General features: G+C 48.1%; 26 protein-coding genes. 4 read left to right on the top strand and 22 right to left on the bottom strand.

The features are described from left to right. Positions 1-3 precede the first annotated feature (3 nt). From ACAN54_RS06275 to pdhA, 3 genes are all read right to left on the bottom strand, one after another. Positions 4-1,665, bottom strand: coding sequence for a 2-oxo acid dehydrogenase subunit E2 (locus ACAN54_RS06275; protein ID WP_379151901.1), 1,662 nt, complete (start codon positions 1,663-1,665; stop codon positions 4-6). Between the two features lie 115 nt (positions 1,666-1,780). Next, complete coding sequence (locus ACAN54_RS06270; RefSeq protein ID WP_379153447.1) at positions 1,781-2,758, bottom strand: alpha-ketoacid dehydrogenase subunit beta; 978 nt, start codon at positions 2,756-2,758, stop codon at positions 1,781-1,783. A 15-nt stretch (positions 2,759-2,773) separates the two neighbouring features. After that, positions 2,774-3,841: a pyruvate dehydrogenase (acetyl-transferring) E1 component subunit alpha gene (pdhA, locus tag ACAN54_RS06265; protein ID WP_379151895.1), complete on the bottom strand. Its 1,068-nt coding sequence runs from the start codon at positions 3,839-3,841 to the stop codon at positions 2,774-2,776. 265 nt (positions 3,842-4,106) lie between these two features. Between pdhA and ACAN54_RS06260 the strand changes: the two genes are divergently transcribed. Continuing rightward, positions 4,107-4,838, top strand: a complete 732-nt coding sequence (locus tag ACAN54_RS06260) for an alpha/beta hydrolase (RefSeq protein ID WP_379151892.1) — start codon at positions 4,107-4,109, stop codon at positions 4,836-4,838. A gap of 152 nt (positions 4,839-4,990) precedes the next feature. Here the strand turns inward: ACAN54_RS06260 and ACAN54_RS06255 are convergent, their stop codons facing one another. Continuing rightward, entirely contained in the window at positions 4,991-5,455 is a 465-nt protein-coding gene (locus ACAN54_RS06255; RefSeq protein WP_379154102.1) for a low molecular weight protein-tyrosine-phosphatase, read from the bottom strand. Positions 5,456-5,612: 157 nt separating this feature from the next. On the opposite strand from ACAN54_RS06255, the gene ACAN54_RS06250 reads away from it, so the two are divergent. Together ACAN54_RS06250 and ACAN54_RS06245 are read left to right on the top strand one after the other, a co-directional pair. Then, positions 5,613-6,254: a thiamine diphosphokinase gene (locus ACAN54_RS06250; protein ID WP_379151889.1), complete on the top strand. Its 642-nt coding sequence runs from the start codon at positions 5,613-5,615 to the stop codon at positions 6,252-6,254. Positions 6,255-6,536: 282 nt separating this feature from the next. Next, positions 6,537-7,043 carry a C40 family peptidase gene (locus ACAN54_RS06245; protein WP_379151886.1) on the top strand — a complete coding sequence of 169 codons (507 nt, stop codon included), beginning with the start codon at positions 6,537-6,539 and terminating at the stop codon, positions 7,041-7,043. A gap of 66 nt (positions 7,044-7,109) precedes the next feature. Here the strand turns inward: ACAN54_RS06245 and ACAN54_RS06240 are convergent, their stop codons facing one another. From ACAN54_RS06240 to ACAN54_RS06155, 18 genes are all read right to left on the bottom strand, one after another. Next, complete coding sequence (locus tag ACAN54_RS06240) at positions 7,110-7,868, bottom strand: winged helix-turn-helix domain-containing protein (RefSeq protein ID WP_379151883.1); 759 nt, start codon at positions 7,866-7,868, stop codon at positions 7,110-7,112. Positions 7,869-7,980: 112 nt separating this feature from the next. Then, positions 7,981-9,051, bottom strand: a complete 1,071-nt coding sequence (locus ACAN54_RS06235; RefSeq protein ID WP_379151880.1) for a ThiF family adenylyltransferase — start codon at positions 9,049-9,051, stop codon at positions 7,981-7,983. A gap of 70 nt (positions 9,052-9,121) precedes the next feature. Beyond that, positions 9,122-10,675: an ABC-F family ATP-binding cassette domain-containing protein gene (locus ACAN54_RS06230; RefSeq protein ID WP_379151876.1), complete on the bottom strand. Its 1,554-nt coding sequence runs from the start codon at positions 10,673-10,675 to the stop codon at positions 9,122-9,124. Between the two features lie 155 nt (positions 10,676-10,830). Then, positions 10,831-12,336 (bottom strand): serine/threonine-protein kinase, encoded by a 1,506-nt coding sequence (locus tag ACAN54_RS06225; RefSeq protein WP_379151873.1) that lies wholly within the window; start codon positions 12,334-12,336, stop codon positions 10,831-10,833. 133 nt (positions 12,337-12,469) lie between these two features. Continuing rightward, entirely contained in the window at positions 12,470-13,537 is a 1,068-nt protein-coding gene (locus ACAN54_RS06220) for an SAM-dependent methyltransferase (RefSeq protein WP_379151870.1), read from the bottom strand. Continuing rightward, positions 13,534-14,316 (bottom strand): ABC transporter ATP-binding protein, encoded by a 783-nt coding sequence (locus ACAN54_RS06215; protein WP_379151866.1) that lies wholly within the window; start codon positions 14,314-14,316, stop codon positions 13,534-13,536. The genes ACAN54_RS06220 and ACAN54_RS06215 overlap by 4 nt, the downstream gene beginning before the upstream one ends. Continuing rightward, positions 14,316-14,639 carry a thioredoxin domain-containing protein gene (locus ACAN54_RS06210; protein ID WP_379151863.1) on the bottom strand — a complete coding sequence of 108 codons (324 nt, stop codon included), beginning with the start codon at positions 14,637-14,639 and terminating at the stop codon, positions 14,316-14,318. Before ACAN54_RS06210 ends, ACAN54_RS06215 begins: the two co-directional genes overlap by 1 nt. Then, the gene (locus tag ACAN54_RS06205; protein ID WP_379151860.1) at positions 14,636-14,980 is read right to left on the bottom strand and encodes a cyclic-phosphate processing receiver domain-containing protein; all 345 of its coding nucleotides are present in this window, start codon (positions 14,978-14,980) and stop codon (positions 14,636-14,638) included. The genes ACAN54_RS06210 and ACAN54_RS06205 overlap by 4 nt, the downstream gene beginning before the upstream one ends. Further along, positions 14,977-15,831 carry a deoxyribonuclease IV gene (locus ACAN54_RS06200; RefSeq protein ID WP_379151857.1) on the bottom strand — a complete coding sequence of 285 codons (855 nt, stop codon included), beginning with the start codon at positions 15,829-15,831 and terminating at the stop codon, positions 14,977-14,979. Before ACAN54_RS06200 ends, ACAN54_RS06205 begins: the two co-directional genes overlap by 4 nt. Further along, the gene (locus tag ACAN54_RS06195) at positions 15,821-16,636 is read right to left on the bottom strand and encodes an Fpg/Nei family DNA glycosylase (RefSeq protein ID WP_379151854.1); all 816 of its coding nucleotides are present in this window, start codon (positions 16,634-16,636) and stop codon (positions 15,821-15,823) included. The genes ACAN54_RS06200 and ACAN54_RS06195 overlap by 11 nt, the downstream gene beginning before the upstream one ends. Positions 16,637-16,681: 45 nt before the next feature. After that, a complete protein-coding gene (locus ACAN54_RS06190) occupies positions 16,682-17,470 on the bottom strand; it encodes a TIGR01457 family HAD-type hydrolase (protein WP_379151851.1) in 789 nt (262 codons plus the stop codon). A 317-nt stretch (positions 17,471-17,787) separates the two neighbouring features. After that, a complete protein-coding gene (rnz, locus tag ACAN54_RS06185) occupies positions 17,788-18,729 on the bottom strand; it encodes a ribonuclease Z (protein ID WP_379151847.1) in 942 nt (313 codons plus the stop codon). A gap of 170 nt (positions 18,730-18,899) precedes the next feature. After that, entirely contained in the window at positions 18,900-22,277 is a 3,378-nt protein-coding gene (gene metH / locus ACAN54_RS06180) for a methionine synthase (RefSeq protein ID WP_379154100.1), read from the bottom strand. A 188-nt stretch (positions 22,278-22,465) separates the two neighbouring features. Next, positions 22,466-22,888 carry a FixH family protein gene (locus tag ACAN54_RS06175; protein WP_379151844.1) on the bottom strand — a complete coding sequence of 141 codons (423 nt, stop codon included), beginning with the start codon at positions 22,886-22,888 and terminating at the stop codon, positions 22,466-22,468. A 220-nt stretch (positions 22,889-23,108) separates the two neighbouring features. Continuing rightward, positions 23,109-23,894 (bottom strand): HAD family hydrolase, encoded by a 786-nt coding sequence (locus ACAN54_RS06170; RefSeq protein ID WP_379151841.1) that lies wholly within the window; start codon positions 23,892-23,894, stop codon positions 23,109-23,111. Positions 23,895-23,930: 36 nt separating this feature from the next. Beyond that, positions 23,931-24,458 (bottom strand): hypothetical protein, encoded by a 528-nt coding sequence (locus ACAN54_RS06165; RefSeq protein ID WP_379151838.1) that lies wholly within the window; start codon positions 24,456-24,458, stop codon positions 23,931-23,933. Between the two features lie 84 nt (positions 24,459-24,542). Further along, positions 24,543-24,716, bottom strand: a complete 174-nt coding sequence (locus ACAN54_RS06160) for a DUF896 domain-containing protein (protein ID WP_379151835.1) — start codon at positions 24,714-24,716, stop codon at positions 24,543-24,545. A gap of 109 nt (positions 24,717-24,825) precedes the next feature. Next, positions 24,826-25,233 carry a LysM peptidoglycan-binding domain-containing protein gene (locus tag ACAN54_RS06155; RefSeq protein ID WP_379151832.1) on the bottom strand — a complete coding sequence of 136 codons (408 nt, stop codon included), beginning with the start codon at positions 25,231-25,233 and terminating at the stop codon, positions 24,826-24,828. 236 nt (positions 25,234-25,469) lie between these two features. Here ACAN54_RS06155 and lexA point away from each other — a divergent pair, with 236 nt between their 5' ends. Then, a complete protein-coding gene (gene lexA, locus ACAN54_RS06150) occupies positions 25,470-26,096 on the top strand; it encodes a transcriptional repressor LexA (protein ID WP_379151829.1) in 627 nt (208 codons plus the stop codon). The last annotated feature ends 121 nt before the right edge of the window (positions 26,097-26,217 follow it).

Here is a 26,217-nt window from a genome sequence, read left to right as displayed (position 1 = left end):
TTATTACACCTCCATAACTAACATATCAGGATTTGCAAGCAGGGTCTTAATGTAATTCATAAAGTTCTGTGCTGTTGCACCATCGATGATGCGGTGGTCAAAGCTCAGGGACAGGGCCATTACAGGAGCTGCAACAATTTCACCGTTCTTAACGACCGGTTTCTCGGTAATACGTCCGGTACCCAAGATCGCCACTTCAGGGAAGTTGATGATCGGAGTGAAGAACATACCGCCAGCGGAGCCGATGTTACTGATGGAAATAGTGCTGCCTTTCATTTCGTTCGGAGCCAGTTTGCCGTCACGGCCGCGTACAGCCAGATCGGTAATGGCACTCGCAATCATCCAGATGCTCTTACGGTCTGCATCCTTGATTACCGGCACGATCAGACCATTGTCTGTGTCCGTTGCGATACCGATGTTGTAGTATTTCTTGTAGACAATTTCATTGGTTGATTCGTCAATCATAGCGTTAAGCGCAGGGAATTGACGGGATGCTGCCACAAGGGCTTTGACGATAAACGGAAGGTAAGTAACCTTCACGCCTTTCTTCTCGGCAACAGGTTTCATACGGGCACGGAAGGCTACCAGCTCGGTAACATCGACTTCGTCCATGATAGTAACATGCGGAGCGGTGTATGCCGATTTAACCATAGCATTGGCAATGGCTTTGCGGATACCCTTGAACGGTACACGTTCTTCTTCGAGACTAACATTGCCGGAAGCTGCGGCTGGAGCAGCTGAAGTCTTAGCTGCTGGTGCTGCGGCTGGAGCAGTTGTAGTTGAAGCTGCAGCCGGTGCCGCCGCTGCTGGTGCTGCCGCAGGTGCTGCGGATCCGCCTTTCAGGAAGGCTTCCACATCTTCATGGGTGATTTTGCCGTTCTTGCCGGTGCCATTCACCTTTGCGAGATCAACGCCTTGCTCACGGGCAGACTTGCGGACACTTGGTGTAGCCAGAACATCCCGGTTAGGAGCTGGAGCAGCTGCTGCAACCGGTGCTGCAGCAGGAGTTGCCTGTGCAGCTGAAGCTTCGGTATGACCGCCTTCCTGATGAGGAACATCGCCTTCTGCAGCAATAATTGCCACTACTTCACCTACACGGCAGACCTGGCCGTCTTTAGTAAACACTTCAAGGACAGTACCATTGACAGGGGAAGGAACTTCCACGACAGCTTTATCATTTTGAACTTCCATGATAATATCATCGTCTGTGATTTTGTCACCGACTTTGATATGCATTTTAATAATTTCGCCTTCGTGAAGACCTTCACCCAGTTCCGGGAACTTGTACTCAAAGTTGGAAGCTCCGCCAGTTGCAGGGCTGGTAGCTGCCGGAGAAGAAGTTGTATCTGCTCCCCCTTTGGCAGCATCCGCTTCTTGAGTGGATTGCGCTTCGGCATGACCGCCTTCCTGTTCAGGCACATCACCTTCTGCATCAATAATTGCTACAACTTCACCTACATGGCAGACTTGGCCATCTTTAGTGAAGACTTCAAGCACTGTGCCGTTAACTGGACAAGGCACTTCGACTACCGCCTTGTCATTCTGTACTTCCATTACGATATCGTCATCGGTCACTTTATCGCCGGCTTTGATATGCATTTTGATAATTTCACCTTCATGCAAACCTTCGCCCAGCTCTGGGAACCGGTACTCAAATTTTGCCACCTTGATTACCTCCTAAAAGTTATATGGAGCATGACTTCTAAAACTGCTAATTTGTATATAGATCATGCAGAAACGGGTGGCCGCCCTTATATAAGGACGGCAGGTAGATGTATTTTTAGAATTCCATTACTTTCTTAACAGCAGCGATTACACGTGCAGGGGTTGGAATCCAAGAATCCTCGATTTGCGCGAACGGATAGATAGTATCAGGACCTGCAACGCGAAGCACAGGAGCTTCCAGATGAAGAATAGCTTTTTCATTAATTTGTGCGATTACCTCTGCTGCAACACCGGAGCTCTTCTGAGCTTCCTGAACCACAATTGCGCGGTTTGTTTTCTTCACAGAAGCAACAATAGTGTCGATGTCAATCGGGCTGACCGTACGCAGATCGATAATTTCGGCTTTGATGCCGTCTTTCTCAAGCTGATCGGCCGCTTTGGTAGCTGTATGTACCATCAGACCGTAAGTAATGATCGAGACGTCAGAGCCTTCACGGACAACATTAGCTTTGCCCAGCTCCACGGTGTACTCACCTTCCGGCACTTCGGCACGGAATGCGTGATAGAGATTCAAGTGCTCCATGAAGAAGACAGGGTCATTATCACGGATTGAGGCGATTAACAATCCCTTAGCATCGTATGGGTTGGAAGGAATAACAACTTTAATCCCAGGGCTCTGGGCAATAAGACCTTCCAGTGAGTCTGTATGAAGTTCGGCTGCTTTTACGCCGCCGCCAAATGGAGTGCGGAATACGACAGGAGCATTAAATCTGCCCCCGGAACGCCAGCGCAGGCGTGCTGCCTGAACGACGATTTGATCAAGTGCTTCAAAGATAAAACCGACGAACTGGATCTCCGCGATTGGACGAAAACCTTGCACGCCCAGACCAAATGCCAAACCGCCAATTGCGGATTCAGCCAGTGGAGTATCAAATACGCGATCCTCGCCAAATTCCTTCTGAAGGCCTTCCGTTACACGGAAAACGCCCCCTACATTACCAACATCTTCCCCGAAGATCAAAACGCCCGGGTCACGGTTCAGTTCAACGCGCATTGCGTCACGGATTGTTTCTTTCATATTCATTTGTGCCATTGCCTGATATCCCCCTTATTCAAAATCGGCTTTTTGTTCTTCCAGATGTTTCGGAGTTACCTCAAACATACTGTCGATCAAGCCGGGAACGGTCATTTTTTCGGTTTGCTCAGCTTTCTTGATCTGTTCGTTCACAGTAGCCTTCGCTTCTTCTCTCACACGCAGCGTGTCTTCTTCGGTCCAGAGTCCCTTCTTCTCCAAGTACTTGGCAAGACGGGCAATCGGATCCTTCTCATTCCACTGGCCTTCTTCTTCCTTGGAACGGTATTTGCTGGCGTCATCAGACAGAGAGTGCGGACGGAAACGGTAAGTTACAGCTTCAATCAGCGTTGCGCCTTCACCTTTGCGGGCACGTTCAGCAGCGTCCTGTACTGCAGAAATAACTGCAAAGATGTCCATGCCGTCAATCTTGATGCCGGGAATACCTGCAGCAACCGCTTTGTGGGCGATTGATTTGGCTGCCGTTTGTTTGGCAAACGGAGTGGTGATTGCATAACCGTTATTCTGTACGAAGAAGATAACCGGCAATTTGAAACGTCCGGCAAAGTTCATACCTTCGTAGAAGTCGCCTTCGGAAGATCCGCCGTCACCTGTATAGGTAATTGCTACATTCTGCTGTTTTTTGAGTTTGAAGCCCATTGCAATACCAGTGGCATGCAGAATTTGTGCACCGATGATGATCTGTGGCATCAGTACGTTTACACCCTCAGGAATCTGTCCACCATGCTGATGTCCGCGAGAATATAGGAAAGCCTGGTATAATGGAAGTCCGTGCCACACCAGCTGTGGAATATCACGGTAACCCGGGCATACAAAATCTTCTTTCTGAAGGGCGAATTCACTGCCGATCATGGTAGCTTCCTGGCCGGACACCGGCGCATAGAAACCAAGACGGCCCTGACGGCCAAGGTTGACTGCACGGTCATCCCAAGTCCGGGTAAATACCATACGGTACATGATTTCTTTCAGCTGATCATCGGTCAGCTTAGGCATCTTATCCTTATTGATAACTTCTCCATCGGGGGAAAGCACCGAAAGGGCCTCCACATCCTCTGTATACACTTCGTAAGGAACTTTAGTCATCATCTTCACCTCAATAAAAAAATTTGAATATCAGTGTCCTCTGTTATAGAATTATTATACACCTGTTTTATCTGTTTCGTCAAAGAAATACGCATAAAATTTATGTTTTCATAAATTTTGTATGTATAACAGGATCTAAATTATCCTATAACAGAGTGACGATTATTCGGCAAGTAAATGATATTTAACACATTCACTGCTTGGGTAATTTTAGCGCAACCCAGAGACTAATGCAAAATTCGACAGGAAAGGTGACGATTCAGCTATGAGTGAGCCTGTTTTTCTGAAACGTACAATTGTGAAACAAACCTTATGGAGCGAGCATCTTAATGAAGAGCGCAAGCTGCGCATCTATCTCCCCCCAGGCTATAATGAGGTGCTCAGCTATCCAGTAGTCTACTGCCAGGATGGAGAAGAGTTCTTCAATTTTGGCCGCATTGCGACCCTTGCCGGACAACTGATCCTGGAGCAGGAGATTGAGCCCTTCATTATTGTAGGAGTAGAAGTGAATGTAGCCGTCCGGACAGAGGAATACGCCCCTTTCGGCAACCGGTTTAAGCAGTACCTCTCATGCTTTGCCGAAGAAATTATACCCTTTATTGAACATAATTATCCGGTCCGACGCACACCGGAAGAACGAATCATCGCCGGTGATTCGCTGGGCGGCAGCGTTTCGCTGCATCTCGCACTGGCCTATCCCGCTTTGTTCAGCCGCGTATTGAGTCTTTCCGGTGCTTACTATCCGCAGACACGTGAAATCCTTGCACAGGAAGAAGATCTATCCTGGCTCGATATCAACATGGTGGTCGGGCTACAGGAAACCGAGTATAAGACCGATACCGGCGTCTATGATTTCGTGCAGATGAACCGGGATACCAAGTCTCTGCTGGAGTCACGTGGAGCAACCGTTTCCTACCGGGAAAAAGACGGCCGCCATCTTTGGGGCTTCTGGCAGAAAGAGCTTCCAGAATCGCTTCTCTATTTCTTTAACCAATAAAACAGGTTTGAAAGACAAAAAAGTGAACATCTTAAGAACATATGTATCTTTTGCCCGTGATGACGCTTTCACAAAAGGATAGGCAGACCGGTGCCTGTCCTTTCTTTTTAACAAAGGCAACCGAATAAGCCCTACTTTCAACGAACATTCCGTTAGAGTTTTTCCTTAATTATCTGAGCCAGAAGCACATCACACCCAGCGTTGATCAACTGATACACCTGCCCGAAGTTTCCAGTAAAATAAGGGTCTGGCACTTCCCTTAGTTCTTGCTCAGGCAACAGGTCCATGAAGAACAGGAGCTTCGCCTTATCTCCACCGGGAATTTTACGAACATTATCACCATTGGACTGATCCATGCAGAGGATATAATCAAAATCATCGAAATCATCACTGCTTACAAGCCGCGCTTTCATATTCTCGTAACTGATCCCATGGGCATCAAGAATATTCCGAGTTCCTTCATGCGGTCCTTTTCCAATATGCCAATCTCCTGTACCTGCAGAATCGACTACAATCTGTTCTTGCAGCCCCCGCTCCAGGATTTTGTGTCGAAGAACAGCCTCAGCCATTGGCGAGCGGCAAATATTGCCCAGACATACAAACAGAACCTTAACGATCCTTCTCACCTCCAGCACATTTCTTTACTTCTAATATAGTACAATAGTTTGTACACTATTTATTTTATCGTGAGAGCATCATTTGTACAACTTTTCGTTCTGCATTATACTGGGTCTGGAAAAACTAACTACACAGTCACCATTCAGGAGGTACTCTATGCCAGTCAAACGGGTTGTTATTTTTGCCGGTGGAGATCTGTCGGCGCATTATTTGTCACTATTAGATGAAGAGGATTTCATAATTGGAGCAGATCGGGGAGCCTTATTCCTGGTTTCACACGGGATCGTTCCTGACATTTCAGTTGGGGATTTCGATTCCGTGACATCTGATGACCTGAAACTTATCCAAACGGGAAGCAAAAGAACCATAACCTGCGATCCTATAGACAAGGACTTAACCGACAGTGAAATGGCGCTTGATTTGGCACTGGATACCCAGCCGGAATCGATCCTGCTGTTCGGGGTAACAGGCACGCGCATTGATCATACCCTTGCCAGTATTCAAATGATGACCAGAGCACTGCAGCGCAAGGTATGTTGTTCAGTAATGGACACGCATAATTATATTACATTGACCGGTTCCAAAACCGAGATTCTGGATAGAGGCTATACTTATGTCTCCCTGCTGCCCCTGACCCCTGAGGTAACCGGCATCACGCTGGAGGGCTTTCAATATCCTTTAACAAATGCCACTCTAAAACTGGGACAATCCCTTGGAGTAAGCAACGTATTATCGGATAAGAGCGGAACTGTATCTATAGACAGCGGACTACTGCTCATTATTCAAAGCAAAGATTGAGGTCATACATACAAATTAAGAGACATCGTTGTAACCTTTGATTCAAAAAGGAAAAGACGGGAATCCCTTGCTGCCAAAGGGATTTTCCGTCTTTTTTGTGTTGTGGACTCTTCAAAATATTAATATTTTGTAACTTTTAATGAGATTTTAATAAACCGCTTTCAACCCAATCCCCGCAAGGCTTTGAAGTCCCCTAACCAAAAAATAGGCGATTCATAACCTGCTATACTACGAACAGGCAACAAGATAGACATTTATATATTATATGGGAGGAAATACAACATGAAGAAACATCAATGGGTTAAACAAGCAATTGTAGTAGGCATGTGCACAACGATTGGACTGAGTACTCTAATGGCAACCGGAGTAGGTACAGCACCTGTTGCTGCAGCATCCGTGTCTTCCTCAACGGGTCAAAATATCGTAAATTTAGGCAAAAAATATATGGGTGTACGTTATGAATTCGGAGCATCCACTTCATCTACCAGAACTTTTGACTGCTCATCCTTCACCAAATATATTTTCGCCAAATACGGCGTGAATCTGCCCCGTACCTCTGTAGCTCAATCCAAAGTAGGAAGAGCCGTATCCAAAGCGAATTTGAAAGCAGGCGATTTGGTATTCTTCTCCAGCGGCAGCAGAGCTAACGGTTCAAATGTAACGCACGTGGCTGTCTATATGGGAAATGGCAAAATCCTTCACACTTACGGCTCACCCGGTGTAACGATCTCTAATCTCAATTCCGGCAACTGGAAAAGAACCTACCTGAAAGCGCGCCGCGTTCTGTAACAGCTCTATACGAATCTCTTTCAGGCTTTACGGCGGCTCTATTGACAAAAAAGCGGTTGGCTTTGTTCAGAGTATGGTATCAGCATGTGGCGCGCCTTCCGGCGCCCTCATTACATATCCGGTACCACGTACCGTATGAATCAGTTTATTCTTATGGCCTTTGTCCACTTTGAGCCGGATATGTCTGATATAGACATCAACCACATTGGTATCTGCATGAAAATGATAACCCCAGACCTGCTGGAGGATGTCACCACGGGGACAAACCTCCCCCACATTCTCAGCCAGATAATAGAGCAGATCAAACTCTTTGGGCGTCATTTTTAGTTCCATTCCATCCCGGCGGACCACTCTGCGGGTAGGATCAAGTGTCAAGCCATCCACCTTCAGCAGGGATGAACGGTCGCGGCGGGAGCCAGTAAGCCTTATAATATTTTCCACTCTGCATTTGAATTCACCGATATGTACAGGCTTCACCATATATTCACTACCACCCGCTCCAAAAGCTTCCGCCGCCGCCTCCCCATACGTTCCGCCCGAAATCACCATCACCGGAATTTTTTTCCCTTGGTCCCTCAGATCCGATATCAACCTCCACCCCGCCCATTCTGCGGCATGATCCAACTCAGCAATCAGCAATACGGGCTCCACTCTGGTCAGCAATAAGCGAAGATTCTCGAGATCTTCGCTTATTGCTGTATTTAACCCGAGGTCACGCACCGCCTGCACCAGATTCCGGTGTTCTCCCTTGCCGTCTCCTGTTTCCTGGCCCTCAAGGGCATCTGCGGACTGCCCGGACACAAACCAAGCAATGGTCTCATTCACTTTTATCCCCCGCATCAAATCAGCCTTGCGACGGCATAGCCGCTGCAGTATAGGCTTAGATTTCCCTCAAAGCAAAAAAGCCATTCCATGGAATGGCTTTTTTATATCCTCTTTATCCGAAAAAACGGTGATAAAAACTGCGTGCAACCGCTACTTCATTGGTTCCATGAATCAAAGCCCGTCCATCGGCAAAAACAACCATCCGGTACGGTTCTTCCGTATAGGAAACCAAATAAGCATTGCTCTCGACCCTGCCGCTTTCGAGCTTAGCGAGCCTTGCAGCCGTTTCCTGCAAATTCAGCTCCCGGCGGGCCGCTGGCCGGATTTGCACCGTATCCCTGCCGCACAGCACATCACTTCGCTCTGTATTAGCAGCTGTCAGATAAGGGTAAACAGGATGACTGCCACAGGAAAGACAGCTGTCTTTTTTGGCAGCCATCACTCCGATCTCCTGATGCTCATTGCGCCATACATCAAAGGACAGAAGTTTGCCTCTGAGATGTTCACGGCGCCCGCCAAGCAGCTTCAGTGCTTCTGAGGTCGCATTTGCGGTAACTAGCTGCACAGCCTGCGGAAGAATCCCCGCCGTGTCGCAGGTATCTCCGCCAAGGGGGACAGCCCCCAGCAGACAGTTCAGGCAGGGCGTTTCACCCGGCAGAATCGTGTAAGTTATTCCATAGCTGCCGACACAAGCCCCATAAATCCAAGGAATGCCGTGCTTCTGAGCCATATCATTGATAATCAGCCGGGTGTCGAAATTATCGGTTCCATCCATGATTAGATCTACACCGGCAAGCAGACTCTCCAGCTCTTCAGCCCGCACATCCATCACCTGGGCTTCAATCTCGATGTCCGAGTTAATCCGTTCAAGCCTCGCCTTGGCCGCTGCTGCCTTGGGCACCCGCTGTAAGGCATCTTCTTCCGTAAAGAGCTGCTGGCGCTGAAGATTACTCCATTCCACATAATCACGGTCAGCCAGTATGATTCGTCCGACTCCGCAGCGGGCTAAAGTCTCGGCAATCCCTGTTCCAAGCGCACCCACTCCAATAATCAGCACACAGGAACGGGCAAGGCCAGCCTGTCCTTCTGCACCAAAAGGGGTGAATCTTACCTGGCGCGAATACCGGCCGTTCCGCCCGCGTTCCCGGTCAGCTAGTGCTTCATCTTTTTCCATGTGGTTCATTCCAAGACACCCCCATATATTTAAAAGCCGGTTAAGAGCACAGGCTGCTCTTCTCCGACTTCTGTTTATATTAGACCGTTTGTGCTGACCATTGCTCAACGTCCCAAATTTTGGTGACCCAATCCTCATAGAAATCAGGCTCATGGGAGACGAGCAGAATCGTACCTTTGTATTCCTGCAATGCCCGCTTCAGCTCAGCCTTGGCAACTACATCCAAGTGATTCGTAGGTTCATCGAACAAAATCCAGTTACTTTCGCGCATCATCAGCTTGCACAGACGCACTTTGGCCTGTTCGCCCCCGCTTAGCATACTCAGCGGACGGGTGATATGTTCATTTTTCAATCCACAACGGGCTAGATGTCCACGCACTTCATTCTGGGTGAGACTGGAGAATTCATTCCACACATCATCAATCGGTGTTAGATTCGCAGCCTTCACCTCCTGCTGGAAGTATGCAGCATTCAAGAAATCTCCGAGGTATGTTTTGCCGCTGTAAGTAGGGATAACGCCCAGGATTGACTTCAGCAGTGTTGATTTACCTACCCCATTGCAGCCAACAATAGCAATTTTCTCTCCACGCTCAATCATCATATTGAGCTTAGGCAGCAGCGGACGATCATAACCGATCTCGAAGTCAATCCCTTCAAACACCGTCTTCCCGCTGGCACGGCTCTCCTTGAACGAGAATGAAGGTTTGGCAGCTTCATCCGGACGTTCAATCCGCTCCAGCCGGCCAAGCTGCTTCTCACGGCTCTTCGCCCGGCCTGAAGTGGAAGCCCGCGCTTTGTTGCGCTGGATGAAATCCTCTTGTTTCTTGATGAACTCCTGCTGCTTCTCATATGCATCGATATGCTGATTCTTGTTCATGTCGGCCATATCCAGGAACCGCTCATAGTTGGCCGTATAGCGGGTCAATTTGGCAAATTCCAGATGATAGATGACATCCACGACTTTATTCATAAAATCGGTATCATGAGATATCAGAATGAACGCGTATGGATACTGCTTCAGATAGTTCGTCAGCCAGTCAATATGCTCCACATCCAGGTAGTTGGTAGGCTCATCAATTAACAGTACATTCGGTTTCTCGAGCAGGAGCTTCGCCAGCAGAACCTTGGTACGCTGTCCACCGCTGAGTGACGTTACGTCGCGATCCAGACCGATTGCGGCTAGACCGAGTCCATTAGCCATTTCTTCTACTTTTACATCAATCAGATAGAAATCACCGATATCCAGTTGTTCCTGAATTTCTCCCATCTGCTCCAGCAGCAGTTCCAGCTCCTCAGAGGTTGCCTCACCCATTTTCTCGGTAATAGCCATCATTTCATTCTCCAGTTCAAGGAGCGGCAGAAAAGCATCCTTCAGCACATCGCGCACAGTTTTGCCCGCAGTAAGAATGGTATGCTGGTCGAGATAGCCATAACGGACTTTTGGGGTCCACTCGACTTTCCCGCTGTCTTTAAGCAATTTGCCCGTCAAAATATTCATTAGCGTAGATTTACCGACGCCATTCGCTCCTACCAAGCCCACATGTTCACCGGGAAGCAAGCGAAAAGATACGTCCTTGAACAGCTCCCGGCCTCCGAAGTTGTGCGAAACGTCTTCTACTGTAAGTAAACTCATATATTCTCCATATGCTCCTATCTATATTTAAAAATGAGGCGGAATTCAGTTCTAACAAAATATACAACGATTCATTTTAGCACAAGTAAGCGCCGCACTGATACAGAAGATTAGCTTAAAACAGCAGTACGGGAAGACAAATACAAATATTTTCGCTATTTTTTCTGAAATAATCTACGATTTTTCGTAAAAATCTTTCTCCTATCATATTCTTTTAGCAGACGTTCAAGTGCTTCAGAGAGCTTTCCCTTTGCATGAAAAGGATCAGGCTGATAAGGTAAGCTGTGCACTTTGACTCCGCCCAAGGCAGAGCCCAGTAGATCAGCTGCAGACGGAGTAGAAAGCGGAAGACAGATTCTCCAGTTCGGCATGGGTGCAAGGTCAGTGCGTACCAGCCAATGCAAGGTATCCTCCATCCGCCAATCTGCTCCAGAAGCTATGAGCACTGGAATATCACTTGCCTTAAATTGCTCTATAGCCTCCTCATACCCCCCTGTTCCCAGATCCATAATCACAAAATTGTAAGATTCATTCGTCATGTAACTGATTTCACCTTCTGATGTCCTCTTATAGTAATGTACCCCTTTCCAGTTAACAGGCGTCCCTATTCTACCAGATTCAACTTCTGATTCCGGTTCCCCCAGCAGACCACAGATTCGGTCATAGATCCGTGAAGCGGGGTTGAAATCTACCCAAGCAACTGTACCAAACCGCCGCAGGCAAACACTGGCCGCTATTGAGGTGTGCGTTGTGCCCAGTCCCGGAGCAACACCAAGAAATGCAACCACAACCGTATGCTGGCTTGAACGGTCTAAGTCTAATTGGGTGCGCAGATATTTGCGGTTATCAGCATGTTCCGTTTCACTTTCAATCGGTTCCAGAACACTTAACACCGCTTGCGCGTTAGGGTATCTTTCTTCAGGATGCTGGCGCAGCAGCCGACGGATCACCGGAATCAATGGGTCAGGCAGGTGGGAACGCAGCTTTTCCTCCAGCCCTGACTGCCAACGGCTGAATTGCCCACCTGATGCCATATACAACAGCAACGCTCCCAATCCATACAGATCGGAGGCAGGCTCGCTTTGTCCTCCGCCATACTGTTCAGGAGCAGCAAAACCAACCGTACCTAGCTTCTCGGTGTCTTCACTTCCGTCTTTTCTAAACTTACGCGCAATGCCAAAATCAATCAGCATCAGCTCATCCCGGCCAGTCAGCATAATATTCCCAGGCTTCATATCCCTGTGAACAATCGGCGGATGATGCCCATGCAAATAATCCAATACCTTAAGCAGCTGTTGCGCATAACGGAGGATGCTTTTCACTGGCAGCGGTCCAGGATGTTGCGCAAGATATTCGCTTAAAGTGATACCCTCTATGTAATCCATAACCAAATAACAATGGCCCTCCCGGTCTGGCGGGAAGAAATCAACAACACCTGGCAGCAAAGGGTGACTCAAAGAAATCAGAAGTTCAGCTTCTGCCTGAATATCTCCATAGGAACCTTCTTGGTCGATACTCTCCTTCACCGCCCAGCGTTTTCCCGGCAGACGCAGGTCTTCAGCCAGATATACATGACTCATCCCCCCTGTTCCTAGATTTCCAGCGATTCTATATCGATTCCCGAGTATTGCTCCACCCTTGAGTTTTGTTTCAAAGATCACCGTAATTTCCTCCATTTCAATCCTTTATGATCCACAATAAAAAAGGAAAGCCTCCGTTATCCTCATATACAGCGGCATATTGCCGGCTATACTGGTAACGGGATGCTTTCCCTCTGTACAATCCATTCAGTTCTTAATACTTAATCATATAAAGTGTAATTTCATCACGGTTGTGGAACAGCTGTTTGGAGCGCTGAATCTGCATCCGCTCGCTTTCGAACATAGCGATAATTTCTTTAATTACCGCCAGCGGCTTCTTATGCATCAGCTTCACCGTGACAATAGCCGTTCCACCAGGTGACAAGCTGTGCAGCAGACCCGTGACCAGCTTGGCCATCAGCTTCGGACTCCAGCTCATATCGCAGACCAGCAGATCAAACTCATTATCCGAGAATTTTACTTCCCCGGCATTTTTGCGCAGGATCTTAAGTGACGGATTCTTACGGAGCGACTCATGCATCAGCGCCGGGTCAATCGCAGTCACCTTAAGTCCCCGTTCCAGCAAAAACGATGTCCATCCGCCTGGAGATGCGCCAATATCCACGGCATTCCGGAAGCTCTGGAACGGAATGGAGAACTCCCTTTCTGCTTCCATTAGTTTGAACTTTGCCCTTGAAATCTGCCCGTCCTCTTTACGGAAACGGATCATACCGCCATTCCAGCTCGACAGGTTGTCCTCAGGCCGGGATACACCGGCATACAGCGCTTCACCATCGGCATACACCGAAATGACCCAATCAGGTTCTTGTACGGTGAACTCCGCACCCAGATCCTGCAGCCGTTCCTGGAGCCATTCACGCAATTCCCCAGGGCTGTCCGGCCAGAAGGAGTTACTGCCCTTACGGACATGCAGGGACACCTTCAACCCTTCAAGCTCACTTCGTCGTCCCAGGTAGACAGCCAGCCGTTCCAGCGCAGACATGTCGCCCTGGTCTTGGAATTCAACAGGCTGAATATGCCGGAGAAAGATCGGCAGACTAGCGGCCAATCTGCGGGATACCTCTTCGGGCTCCGCTTCCAGCGTGGCCAGGAATATTTCACCCGGCAGCAGCAGTGTGCTTTTCACCGAGCCGAACAAGCGGCGCAGCTCTTCTTGAGCATATGGAGCAAAGCCGTGATTAGCGGTGCAAATATACCGCGAATGTACCTTTTCCTCCGGAGCATGAGTATGCTGGGGGGTTAATTCTATAAAATCGTTCAAAGGGTTGTGCCTCCAGGTCTTATTTTTATCCAGGGACGACCGCTATCCCATTCTATATCAGCAGGAATATCGTAAGTGGCCAAGATCATTTCTTTTGTTAACACTTCTTCTTTGGGGCCAGAACCAGCCAGCTTGCCGCCACGGATTAACGCTACATGTGTAAAGAGCGGTACAATTTCCTCAACATGATGGGTAACATATACAACGGATACGTCACGCTGCCTCAGCTTATCGATCTCGGCAAGCATTTTCTCACGCTCGTATAGATCTAGTCCGGCACAGGGCTCATCCAGAATCAGGAGTTTGGGCTCTGCCATCAGGCAGCGTGCCAGCATTGCCTTCTTACGTTCCCCTTGGGACAAGGTTCCAAACGGATGATAGGCCATCTCACCGAGATTCATATCCTCCAGCATCCGGATCGCCTGGTCATGCACCGTACGAGGAATTTCCTGATAGAAACGAAGGTAAGCATAGGCTCCTGTAGCGACTACCTCCCATACGGGATCAGTCAGCGACAGCTTCTCCATCAAAGAGGGTCCGATATAGCCAATTTCCTTGCGCACCTCGCGCAGATCACACTGGCCGTACTTATAGCCTAACACCTCAACCGTACCTTTGCTTGGAAACAGATAGCCAGTCATCATTTCCAGCAGTGTGGTTTTGCCTGAGCCGTTGCGGCCAAGAATTACCCAGTTTTCGCCTTGTTTCATTTCAAGTGATACATCATCCAGAATCAGGCTATGCTCCCTGCGCAGGGACAGATGTTGTAAAGATATCATTATGAGGTCACACTCCTTATGTAGTCCAGCATCCGTTCCACTGAGCCCATTGAATAATAAACAGCCGGAACCTTACTGCGGTCAGCCGGGGCAACCAGTAGTGCAGGCACACTGGAAATCTGGTACATGTTCACCAACCTCGGCAGCACATTTACATTACCCGTTGCGATCAATAGTTCTTCCGGCAGTAGATGCTCAGTTACCTCCAGCATACGGCGGGCGGCTTTACAGGTTCCGCATAGCGGTGTATATAAAAATATCACCAAAGGTTCGCTCCCGCGTTCCAGTGCATTTAGCAATTCTTGTTGGTTCATCTCTTTCATCGGCTCACCGTCCCGGAGGTTATCTCCAGAAGTCTGGACGGATTCAGCGGGCCATTATGAAGTCTAACACCATCAGGTAGAGCTGGATACAAAATTTCATACATTTCCCGGCGTCCTTGCAGACTGGAGGTATGCAGATATATTTCGCGGGGGAAAAGCTTTTCCAGCACGATTCTTCTAGCTACTTCGCTGCCGCTGAAGTCATCTGGCCCCATATCAAAATCAAGCGATAAGATACGAACTTCACATTCCCGGAGCAGCAGCAGACATTCTTCCGTGGAACGTGCCAGTGTAAAGCCCTCAGGCCGTCTGCGGCAGTCGTCCATGAATAAATTGATCATTGCTGCACCTCCTCTTCATACCATCTGCGTACGATAGCCATTTCTTGGCGGTGAGTCCCGTCCGGTCCCTTCCCGGTCTCAAGGGCAATGGCCACCCGTTGAAATGGTTCGGTAATCAACAGACTGCGCAAGCCAGCTTCACCTATACAGCCTTTGCCGATATTTGCATGCCTGTCCCTCTGCGAACCAAAAGCATATAATGAATCGTTCAGATGAACTGCCACAAGATACTTCCAGTAGCCAAGGGTCGTGCCCTTAACGATGAAGTCTTCAGTAGATTTCGGATTCCAGATCCCGGCGGCAAATGCATGACAGGTGTCCAGACAAAATCCGATTTTGTCCGGGTAACGGCTCAGTTCACGGATCTTGACCAGTTCTTCCAGCGTTATGCCTTCCTTGCCATGATTACCAGCCTGATTCTCAATCAGCAGCTTGGCCTGCCCGTCCCAGTTAACCAGTGTGTCATTTATACATTGTATAATATTTTGATAACCTTGTAATGGCTCGATGCCGGCAAAATGTCCAAAATGGACCACAATACCCAGCGAACCGCAAGCTTCAGCAATCCCCAGATCATTCAGAAGAGAGTCCACCATCATCTTCCGGGATGCTGAATTTGCCGCCAGATTGACTGGATAAGGAGTATGCGCGATCGATTCCATCCCCTTATCCTTGCAAAAGGCGGCACAGCTCTCCGCATCACGCAAGTCCATCTGCTTTAGCTGCAGACTGCGTGGATTCTTCGGAAAATATTGAAAACACCCAGCACCGCTCTCCCAGGCAAACCTGGCTGCACGCCCGAATCCGCCGCGAGTGCTGACATGTGCCCCGATTTTGGGCCTATTCGGCATGCTGGCAATCCGGGCAATAGAACACTTTGCGTCCGGACAGCTCTATTTTGACAATATTCCCCCCGCCGCGTAAGCAAGGTTCGCCTTCACGGTCATACACTTTGCAGTGATCATTATAGGAACCAGTAACCGTGTCCCCGGACATAAAAGGCATTTCCATATAACCGCCGATCTCAGTAGCTTCTGTCAGTACCTTACGTACACTGTCGTACAGCCTTCCCACCGCTTCCGGTGTAAGATTCTGCACCAGCGTGGTTGGAAGGAGCTTTGCCTCAAAAGCTATTTCATCAGCATAGCAATTGCCAACCCCGGCCATAACCTGCTGGTTGACCATCAGACTCTTCAGCGACCCCCTGCGGCCTTTCAGAAGTCCCGCGAACCGCTCCGGCGTCATGCGCCGGTCCAGCAGCTCCGGCCCCAGCTTGCCCATTGCCGCTTCGCTCTCCTTAACGGACAGAAGGTGCAGATATCCAAGCCGGAGTCCCATGAAATACAGAATGTGTTCTCCAAAAGCAAGCTCCACCTGTGTTGTACGGTCAGGACGCTCTTCCTCAGTCCCGTAGAACAAAAGCCCTCCAAGCATCAAATGCAGCAGCAGCCTGCGGCCATCATGAAGATGGAACAGGATGTGTTTGGCTCGCCGCTCCACAAATACTATGCGGGCTCCAAGCAGCGCCTGGGTGAATGCTTCAGTATCCATATTAATAGTTTTTTCACGGTTTACGGTTACGCCCGTAATTGGAACATTTATAAGATGCTGGCTAAGCAGCTTTCTGTAATTCTCCATTTCCGGCAGTTCCGGCATAATTACATCTTCCCTTCGTAGGTAGGTAAAAGCATACCTTTGACATTATACACCGAGTGCAAGCATAAGTTCAGCTAAATCAGTATAAATTTCATCCGGTGTCACTCCGGTTAAGCGTTGATAGTCCTCCAGATTGTCCCTAGTTGTAAGCCCCGTCAGCACCAGAATAGTCTTGCACCCTGCACGCACACCTGCGGAAATATCGGTTCGCATGTTGTCCCCAACCACAACAGCCTCACCCGGGTCAATTCCAAGCAGCGATGTTGCATAGGTTATGAGGTGCGCTTCAGGTTTGCCAATGACAACAGGAGAAAATCCGCTTGCCGCTTCAATTGCGGCGCCCAGCGTACCAGCTCCAGGCATAACACCGTCATCCGAAGGAAGCATCAGATCGGGGTTAGTGAGCACGAATTTTGCCCCTTCACGAATCCAGCGGGAAGCTTGCGCAAGGGAATCATATGTAAAAGACCGGTCAATGCCTTGTACAACATAATCCGGCGCTTCGGTCACAAGGACAAGCCCTGCTTCGCGGCAGGCTTCGATTAACCCCTCTTCCCCAAGTATCGCCACTGTTGCCCCCGGTGATTCCCCAGCGATATAGCGGGCTGCCGCTAAGGAGGAAGTGCATACTTCTTGTGGCTCTGCTTCAATCCCCATTCCACGCAAATGAGCCGCTACACCGGCGGGAGTCCGGGAAGAATTGTTCGTTACAAACAAATAGGGAATTCCCGCCTTACGAAGTCCGGCGATGAGCAGATCTGCACCAGGAATCATCTGTCCTCCGTGGTACAACGTTCCGTCCAAGTCGATCAACAATCCTCCAATAGAGTTCATAGATGCCTCCATTTCGCCTTTAGTTCATAGTGTAAATATTTAATCACATTATTCTTTTATTCAGCTATTGCATATACAAAATTTCCAGTTGTTCTCCATCGGGAAATAAGCTGATTTCATGGGCATTTTGGTGTAAAGCTTGCTGTTTTTTCGTCAAATTCTTAGTTTCTTCGTTATCTTTTCAGCCTGTTAATTCTTTTCATTCAACAGACCTCGTCGAACGCTAGCGAACACCCGCCACGCCGGTCTTTTTTTGGCACAAAACTGTCATTTCCTGCGCTTTCCCGGAAAATAATTCACTTTCCCGGATCATTTCCTCAAGGATTTCCCGGCGATCTGCGATATACAGGAAAGGTACAGAACTCTTCAGCCAGCAGTGTCTGAGGGAATATTGCCTGCGCTTCCATAAGAAGCGGCAGCAGCTCTTCTTGTGAAGTGTAGCGAGAACTGAAGTGAGTCAGGAGCAGCTCCCGCGCACCAGCTTCACAGGCCAGCTCAGCAGCCTGGACGGCGGTACTATGATGGTACTGATGAGCCATATCCTTCAGATCATGACCAAAAGTGGCCTCATGAATAATCAGATCTGCACCCAGGGAAAGTGGCAGTACTCCATCACAGGGTCTGGTATCTCCCAGCACGGTTATTATACGGCCTCTTTTCGGTGCATTCACTACTTCCGAAGCACGGATCAGAATGCCTTCCTCAGTCGTTACATCCTGCCCCTTTTTCAATATGCCATAGAGCGGACCTGGTTTCAGGCCATAGCTTTGCAATAATTCTGTATTCAGATTGCCCGGACTGTCTTTCTCTGTCACCCGGTATCCATAACTATCGATCCGGTGTTCCAGCAGGCCAGCTTCAACCTTGAAGCTGTCGTCCTCGAAGAGAAGTCCTCCGCTATGTTCAACAATCTCAATGGAATATGGAATTCGGGATTGACTGACGGATAAGGAGACATCCAGATAAGCTTTCAGACCCGGCGGGCCATATACAGTAAGCGGTCCTGTGCCACCTTGATAACCTCGGCTGGACAGCAGGCCCGGCAAACCAAACAAGTGATCACCATGTAGATGGGTAATAAATAGCTTCTCAAGCTTCCCCAGCCGAAGCGGTGAACGGAGAATCTGGTGCTGAGTACCTTCTCCACAGTCGAACATCCAAAAGCTTCGCCGTTCTTCCATCAGCCGGAGTGCAACCGACGTTACATTCCGCTGCAGAGTGGGCACTCCCGCATTCGTACCCAAAAAGTATATTTCCACTCATGCTCCTCCTCTCTATATTCTTTGGAACTCATCAAATTCTACCCTTTTTGGAACAAAAAATCATCTTTCCGATAATCGTACAGCTCCAACAAAAAACCTCCCGGTTACGGGAGGTTCCGCTCTAATAGGGTGCAGTACCTGTAGATTGAGTGTATGGGAAAAGGAGCTTATTGCTTCTCCACATTAAAATACTGAGCTTCAGGGTGTGCGAATACCATTGCTGATACTGAAGCCTCTGGTTCCATCATAAACCCTTCAGTCAGCTCGACGCCAATATCCTCAGGTGACATAAGCTTGAACAAAGGTCCTTGATCCTCAAGATCCGGACAAGCGGGATATCCAAAAGATACGCGGATTCCCTGGTATCGTGCTCCATGTCTTTGCTTCATGGTCATATCGGCTGGGTCCGGGAATCCCCATGTATCCCGCATCATATGATGCACACGCTCCGCTAATCCCTCAGCAACCTCCAGAGCCACCGCCTGTAGAGCGTGCGAGCGAAGGTAATCGCCTTTATCCCTCAGTTCTGCAGACATTTCACGGACACCATGTCCTGCCGTAACCACCAGGAAACCGACATAATCCATAACTCCGCTGTCAACAGATTTGAGGAAGTCTGCCAGACACAGATAAGGCTCCACACTCTGGCGAGGGAAAGTGAAGGTATGAAGAACCCTGGTCGTATCCTGAGGGTCGTAGATCAGTACGTCATTACCTCTTCCTTGAGCAGGGAAAAACTGATACATGGCATGAGGAGTTATGGTACCCTCCAGCATAGCTTTATGGAGAATTTCATCTACTGTTTCTTTGAGTTCGACTGTACGCGGGTCACCAGCAGCAAGCTGAGCTTCCACTGATCCCTTCAGTCCAAGATGATGGCCCAGCAGCATCTGCATATTTACATAGGGGATAATATGTCCCAAAGGATAATTACGCAACACATGCCGCTCCAGATCAGGCGGTGTAAATACTGGCGCGTCAGCCGAAATCTTGGAACGGACTGCCCTTGTCAGCACCGGCATCTCCTGCTGAGGAGCTACAGCTACCGCTGTCTCTGCTTCAAGGCGCACTTCCTCTTCAATTTTCAAACGTTCATCCGGATTCATTAACCGGTTGGCAATATCGAGACCATCCATTGCATCTTTGGCATAGAGCACCAGACCGTCGTATTCCGGGCGGATGCGCGTCTTAGTGAACTTGCGCGTCAATGCAGCTCCGCCAACCATGATCGGCACATCGATACCTGCTGTGCGCAGATCCTGAGCTGTCAGCACCATTTGCTGCGCCGACTTCACGAGCAGGCCGGACAGGCCAATCGCATCTGCCTTTTCCCGCCGGAACGCTTCAATAATATTCTCCGGTGGTACTTTTATACCCAGATTGATAATCTGATAACCATTATTAGAGAGGATGATCTCCACCAGATTTTTTCCGATGTCGTGTACATCACCTTTGACTGTAGCCAGCATGATCTTGCCCTTCACAGAAGTCTCATCCTTCTGCATGAATTGCTCCAAGTGGCTGACAGAAGCCTTCATCACTTCAGCGCTTTGCAACACTTCTGCGACAATCAGCTCATTGTTGTTGAACAGTCTTCCGACTTCTGACATTCCAGCCATGAGCGGTCCGTTAATGATCTCGAGCGGTCCTGACTGGGTCAGCGCTTCGTTCAGATCGGGAATCAGGCCTTCCTTGGTCCCTTCCACTACATAGGAAGCCAAGCGTTCCTCCAACGAGAGGTTGGAGATTTTCTCTTTCTTCTCCACCTTCTTACCGCGAAAAGCAGCAACGAAGGCAGACAGTGTATCATCATTGGTATTATAGATCAACTGCTCGGCCAGATTACGTTCTTCTTCAGAAATGGATGCATAACGCTCTACCTTTTCCGTATTCACAATGGCATAGTCCAGTCCGGCCTTGGTGCATTCATAAAGAAATACAGAGTTAAGCACCTCGCGCCCCGCTTCAGGCAGACCAAACGAAACATTGCTGATGCCTAGAATCGTATGCACTTCAGGAAGGGCTTCTTTAATTAGCCGAATGCCATCAATTGTCTCCTTAGCAGAACCAATATACTGTTCATCTCCTGTTCCTACAGGAAATACCAGTGTATCAAAAATCAGATCTTCCGGCGCCAGACCATACTTATTAACCAGCAAATCGTATGAGCGTTTCGCAACTTCCAGCTTATCTGTAGCTTTAATAGCTTGTCCCGTTTCATCTATTGTACCCACAACAATGGCAGCGCCATATTTATGAATCAACGGAGTAACCAGCTCGAATTTTTCTTCACCATCTTCAAGGTTAATGGAGTTAATAATTGCTTTACCCTGACAATACTGCAATGCCAGATCAATTACCTTGGGATCGGTGGTATCAATCATTAACGGAACCTTTACCTTTTTGACCACCAGCTCCAAAAACTTCTTGATATCCTCACTCTCATCACGGTCCGGGTCCTGGACACAGACATCAATCACCTGCGCACCGCTTTTGACCTGGGCCCGGGCAATCTCGGAAGCCTCTTCATATTTACCTTCCACAATCAACCGTTTGAACTTCCGTGAGCCCAGAACATTCGTGCGTTCACCTACCATATATGGGCGGTTATCGCTCTCAATATATACAGGCTCAATTCCGGAAAGTGCCGGAGGGTGAACTCCATCCAGTCCACGTGGCGGATATTCTGCAAGCGCCTCAGCCATCGCCCGGATATGATCCGGTGTTGTTCCGCAACAGCCTCCGGCAATATTTAGCCAGCCTTTTTCAGCAAAACCAGCAAGCTTGCGGGCAAGCGAATCCGGAGACTCATGATAATTACCATTTTCATCAGGCAGTCCCGCATTCGGATAGCAGCTTACTGCTGCTGAGGAGATTGCCGAGAGTGAACGGATATGATCACGCATAAACTCTGGTCCGGTTGCACAATTGAGCCCAATGGAGATGGGTTTCAAATGCTCCAGCGAAATGTAAAAGGCTTCAATATTCTGTCCGGCAAGTGTAGTCCCCATCGGTTCAATTGTCCCGGAGATCATAACAGGCAGGGTTATACCTGTCTGGTCAAAAGCATTACGGATAGCGATGCTACCAGCTTTGACATTAAGTGTGTCCTGAGAAGTTTCAAGCAGCAGTGCATCCACTTTTCCGTCGATCAATGCAACCGCCTGCTCCTCATAGCTCTTCACAAGATCATGGAATGTAACTCCACCCGTCACGGAAAGGGTTTTTGTTGTTGGTCCCATAGCCCCAATCACATAGCGCGGATGGTCAGCTGTATCATATTTATCCACGGCATTACGGGCCAGTCTGGCAGCTTCGAGATTGATCTCGCGAGCCTTCTGTGGGATATCATATTCGGCAAGCACGACCGAAGTCGCACCAAAAGTATTTGTCTCAATTAAATCTGCTCCGGCTTCCAGGTATTTCTCATGAATATCCTGTATAACCTCTGGCCGGGTAAGCACCAGCATTTCATTACAGCCATCAAGTTCTTCTCCGCCAAAATCAGCACCGGTAAGCGGCACCTGTTGAATCATCGTACCCATTGCTCCGTCAAGAATCAGTATGCGCTTTTGTAAGCTTTCAGCAAGTGTGAATTTAGCCACTTTCTATCCCCCCAGTAAAACATTAGAGTAAGTTTAGCAGAATATACGGAATTCGAAAAGCCTTCCTTTCCACTCTGCATTATCTGTAATGGTTGCGGCAACTCCCGCTATTAATGATTTTGATCATACTATGGCTGTACAACAAGTTTTTTGCTGGGCATGGAATGCTGTGTCCGCGCACTCACATGGGATGTCACTGTATAATCGCCCTCGCTCTTTAATACACCTTCAGCCCTATATGTACCTTCCCCTGCGGATTCACCAGTCAGCTCCAAAGTCTGCTCCTTATTACTGTTATTTACGATTTCAAAAAGCACCTCTTTTGCATCATCCACCGGTTCGCCATCTTGAGTGACATGTGCTTCAAAAGTTACCTTCTGTCCTGCCGTAACCTGCTGTGGATTCCAATTCAACTCTACTTTTATGGGCTCCATAGACATATTTGCCGCAGAATGCATATTAGACTCCGACTTTGCACCTTCAGAACAGCCCGAAAGAGTTGCTGCAATGATTACCGATAAACACGCTGCCAGCTTCCTTTGATTGATCATTTGGAGTTCCCCCGAATCAAGTTAGGATAATATGATACTGACATACTGTGAAGCATTTCTTTACTATTATACACATAATACTCAGATAATCAGTAATCAAGCTGTTTTTCCTGCCTCATTTTGTGACATTGATCATATCAAATTGCATATTTAAACAAATTTTCTTGCACAAAAAAAGCCGCATCCCGACTTAGTCAGGATAACGGCTCTTGGAAGAGGCCTATAAAGATTTCACGAGTGGAAGAAGCTCACTGAGATGTTCAATCTGATAATCAGGTGTAATATCAGGATCAGTTTCTTTGCCGGTGCGGTTAATCCATACGGTAGTCAGACCAGCACTGAGCCCGCCAAGAATATCTGTAGTCAGCTTATCACCAACCATAATTCCGTCCTCAGGAGAAATATCGAGAAGCTCCATCGCATGGGTGAAGATCTCTTTGTCCGGCTTGCCTTTACCGAAGTTCCCCGAAATAACAATGTGGTCAAAATAAGGAATCAGCTCAGGCACACTATCCAGCTTCTCCTGCTGCAATGCAGGGCACCCATTCGTCAAAAGCAGCAATTTCACCTTACCTTTGAGTTCATCCAGTACATGCAGAGTCTCATCATAGATATAAGGCCGGTTGCGGCGTTCTGCAGCAAATGTAGCTGCCAGCTTTGCCGCAAGTGCCTCATCCTCCACTCCCAGTGCAGCTAGTCCACGGCGCCAGGACTCTTTGCGGTAGACAGGAGCAAGCTGCTCCATCTGGCGGAATTCATGCTGCTTCCCAGCTGTAAAATTCCCCCATAGCGCTTCAAATGGATTAATTCCAATTAGCTTGGTGAACGGAAACGTTTCATATGATTCATACAGATTCCTGGCTTCCCTGCGGACAGCTGCTTCCAGCTCCTTAGGATCGACGGATTCACCTGCTGCTTCACTGGCATATCGAAAGGCTTCTTCAACACTTCGTTCATCCCAGAGCAATGTGTCATCAAGGTCAAAGAGTACGGCGGAAATCGGCATTATAGTTCTCCCTCTCCCTATACTGGATGTATCTTTCTATTCGCTCACGTATTCCACATGATTTTGTTTGGCGAACTGTTCCAAACGTTCGGCCATAGCATTAATGTCATAACGGTTGAACAGCCTGGAGAATACCCACTGTGTGCGTTTGCCTTTGTACTTAATGGAAACTGCGCCACGTGTTACGGTAATCTTCTCAATATCCGCTGCAGGAAGATGACGTTCACGGTTGTATTTAATAGTAGAAAGTCTGGCACGTTCAACTTTCAAATAGGGACGTCGGAAAAACAGCAATGCCGCGAGCAGAAAATAGAGTACAACTCCCAGCCAGTTGGCAAGAATGCCGCTGTTCTTAGCTTCGTCTATTGAGCCAACTACCCAAAACATTAGGCCAAGCATTACCAACACTACAGGAAACACGATATTGCGGCCTCTAAAAATATCACCGCTCTTTGCAGCGGCAGAAGTCGTTGAAGCATAGATAGATTCTTTCCCCTGCTTCTTGCGTTGCTTATTAATTTGCTGTGTGTTACGTTGAACCATTCTTTCCCAAGAACGGGCCATGTTAGTTCCCCCTAGTCATCCAATTATATCTATGAAAAGGAACAAAGCCTCATTTATTCTCGCCCTGTTGCCTTGTTCATGTACTTATTTGTCCACAATTTCAATGTTATTGAGCTGCGCACGGAAGTTACTGCGGATATTGCCCAGGTAGATCTCCCGGAGCTTGGCTCTTTCGGTGAGTTCTTCCTCAGTCAGGCCGTCACTCTTCTGTTTGCGTGCTAATTCATTGATACGGGCGACCAATTCGTCAATGTTCAATATGTTCCCCTCCCTATAAATTCATTCTAACTTTGCCATGAGAAAAAGAGCTTGTCAAGGTCTCCTCCCTGAAAGCTCCTGGTATCTGTCTATAGGTACTTCATTAATATTAATATACAGGTAAGCTCAGCACATCTCCGGCCTTGATATTACTATTCTCTAGACCGCTTGACCGTTTAATTCCTTCTATATATACAGCCGTTTTCATATCAGCCGGTTTATTCTTAAGTGCAATACTCCAAAGTGTGTCCCCGCGTTCAACAACAACTCTCTTCTCCTGCTTGGCCGGCAACACCGATCCTGCAAAAACATTACCTACCACGGTAAATCCCGAAATCACTAACAGAAAAATCAAGGCCACCTTAACCAGAGTGTCCTGATGGAACATTCCTCGGCATGATGTCACTAAGGACAAAAGAATATTATCTAGTCTATCAGAAGAAGCAGAGTGGGTTCTGGCTGTATGGTCCTCATGAACCTCGTCGTAAATACTACGGTAAGTACTGTACTTTAACATATTAACCGACCTCCAAACACTTGTTCTTACTTTCAAAATCAATATAACACGAACATGTGTTTTGATCAACACATTTCTTCGAACAATTGTTCCCTTATATTTCACTACTCATTTTCTGCCCAAAATAACTATTCTCAGCCCCCATCTACTCTTTCTATCATTTTAGAACTTATGTTTGTACGAACGGAAGTTCTATGTTATAATTTTCCCAAACATAGTATATGGGGTTGATTCCGATGTCAAAGATTTCGAGTCGTCAACTGGCGATCCTGGAATTTATTCGTAACGAAGTCCGCAGCAAGGGTTATCCGCCTTCTGTCCGGGAAATCGGCGAAGCTGTAGGACTGGCTTCCAGCTCCACGGTACATGGTCACCTGGACCGGTTGGAGAAGAAAGGTCTTATCCGCCGTGACCCTACGAAGCCACGGGCAATAGAATTGCTAGGACAAGAGGATTCCGAGAATGTTCATCAGTTCGTTCAGACGGTAACACGCATTCCAGTCGTTGGAAAGGTTACCGCCGGGGTACCGATTACAGCAACAGAGAATATTGAGGATTACTTTCCGTTGCCGGCTCATTATGTAGGTGATGATAAAGTGTTCATGCTTTCTGTGCTAGGTGACAGTATGGTTGATGCTGGCATTATGAATGGTGACTATGTAATCGTCCGCCAGCAGCAGACTGCAGATAACGGAGATATCGTTGTAGCCATGACCGAAGAAGATGAGGCAACAGTTAAGACCTTCTACAAGGAACGAGACCATATTCGTCTGCAGCCGGAGAATCCGGCTTATGAGCCCCTTCGTCTGAATCGTGTTACGATCCTGGGCAGAGTTATAGGCCTATTCCGCGATATTCACTAGCCCCCTCTTAATGAAACTGTTCCGCAGTCTAGCGGAGCAGTTTTTTCTTTAGTTATCTATTGTTTCCTTATTTTCTTTATACATTCATCACAATGGATGGCTCTCTCCCGTTCTACATGCC

This window comes from Paenibacillus diazotrophicus (assembly GCF_042610465.1).
The sequence above is the reverse complement of the archived record's forward strand: the minus strand, read 5'-3'. Positions and strand labels throughout refer to the sequence as shown.

Coding starts and splice junctions, on each gene's coding strand:
- ACAN54_RS06270 (WP_379153447.1), bottom strand. CDS start 2,758: ATGGCACAAATGAATATGAAAGAAACAATCCGTGACGCAATGCGCGTT.
- pdhA (WP_379151895.1), bottom strand. CDS start 3,841: ATGACTAAAGTTCCTTACGAAGTGTATACAGAGGATGTGGAGGCCCTT.
- ACAN54_RS06260 (WP_379151892.1), top strand. CDS start 4,107: ATGAGTGAGCCTGTTTTTCTGAAACGTACAATTGTGAAACAAACCTTA.
- ACAN54_RS06250 (WP_379151889.1), top strand. CDS start 5,613: ATGCCAGTCAAACGGGTTGTTATTTTTGCCGGTGGAGATCTGTCGGCG.
- ACAN54_RS06245 (WP_379151886.1), top strand. CDS start 6,537: ATGAAGAAACATCAATGGGTTAAACAAGCAATTGTAGTAGGCATGTGC.
- ACAN54_RS06235 (WP_379151880.1), bottom strand. CDS start 9,051: ATGAACCACATGGAAAAAGATGAAGCACTAGCTGACCGGGAACGCGGG.
- ACAN54_RS06230 (WP_379151876.1), bottom strand. CDS start 10,675: ATGAGTTTACTTACAGTAGAAGACGTTTCGCACAACTTCGGAGGCCGG.
- ACAN54_RS06215 (WP_379151866.1), bottom strand. CDS start 14,316: ATGATATCTTTACAACATCTGTCCCTGCGCAGGGAGCATAGCCTGATT.
- ACAN54_RS06210 (WP_379151863.1), bottom strand. CDS start 14,639: ATGAAAGAGATGAACCAACAAGAATTGCTAAATGCACTGGAACGCGGG.
- ACAN54_RS06205 (WP_379151860.1), bottom strand. CDS start 14,980: ATGATCAATTTATTCATGGACGACTGCCGCAGACGGCCTGAGGGCTTT.
- ACAN54_RS06200 (WP_379151857.1), bottom strand. CDS start 15,831: ATGCCGAATAGGCCCAAAATCGGGGCACATGTCAGCACTCGCGGCGGA.
- ACAN54_RS06195 (WP_379151854.1), bottom strand. CDS start 16,636: ATGCCGGAACTGCCGGAAATGGAGAATTACAGAAAGCTGCTTAGCCAG.
- ACAN54_RS06190 (WP_379151851.1), bottom strand. CDS start 17,470: ATGAACTCTATTGGAGGATTGTTGATCGACTTGGACGGAACGTTGTAC.
- metH (WP_379154100.1), bottom strand. CDS start 22,277: ATGGGTACGATGATTCAACAGGTGCCGCTTACCGGTGCTGATTTTGGC.
- ACAN54_RS06175 (WP_379151844.1), bottom strand. CDS start 22,888: ATGATCAATCAAAGGAAGCTGGCAGCGTGTTTATCGGTAATCATTGCA.
- ACAN54_RS06170 (WP_379151841.1), bottom strand. CDS start 23,894: ATGCCGATTTCCGCCGTACTCTTTGACCTTGATGACACATTGCTCTGG.
- ACAN54_RS06165 (WP_379151838.1), bottom strand. CDS start 24,458: ATGGCCCGTTCTTGGGAAAGAATGGTTCAACGTAACACACAGCAAATT.
- ACAN54_RS06155 (WP_379151832.1), bottom strand. CDS start 25,233: ATGTTAAAGTACAGTACTTACCGTAGTATTTACGACGAGGTTCATGAG.
- lexA (WP_379151829.1), top strand. CDS start 25,470: ATGTCAAAGATTTCGAGTCGTCAACTGGCGATCCTGGAATTTATTCGT.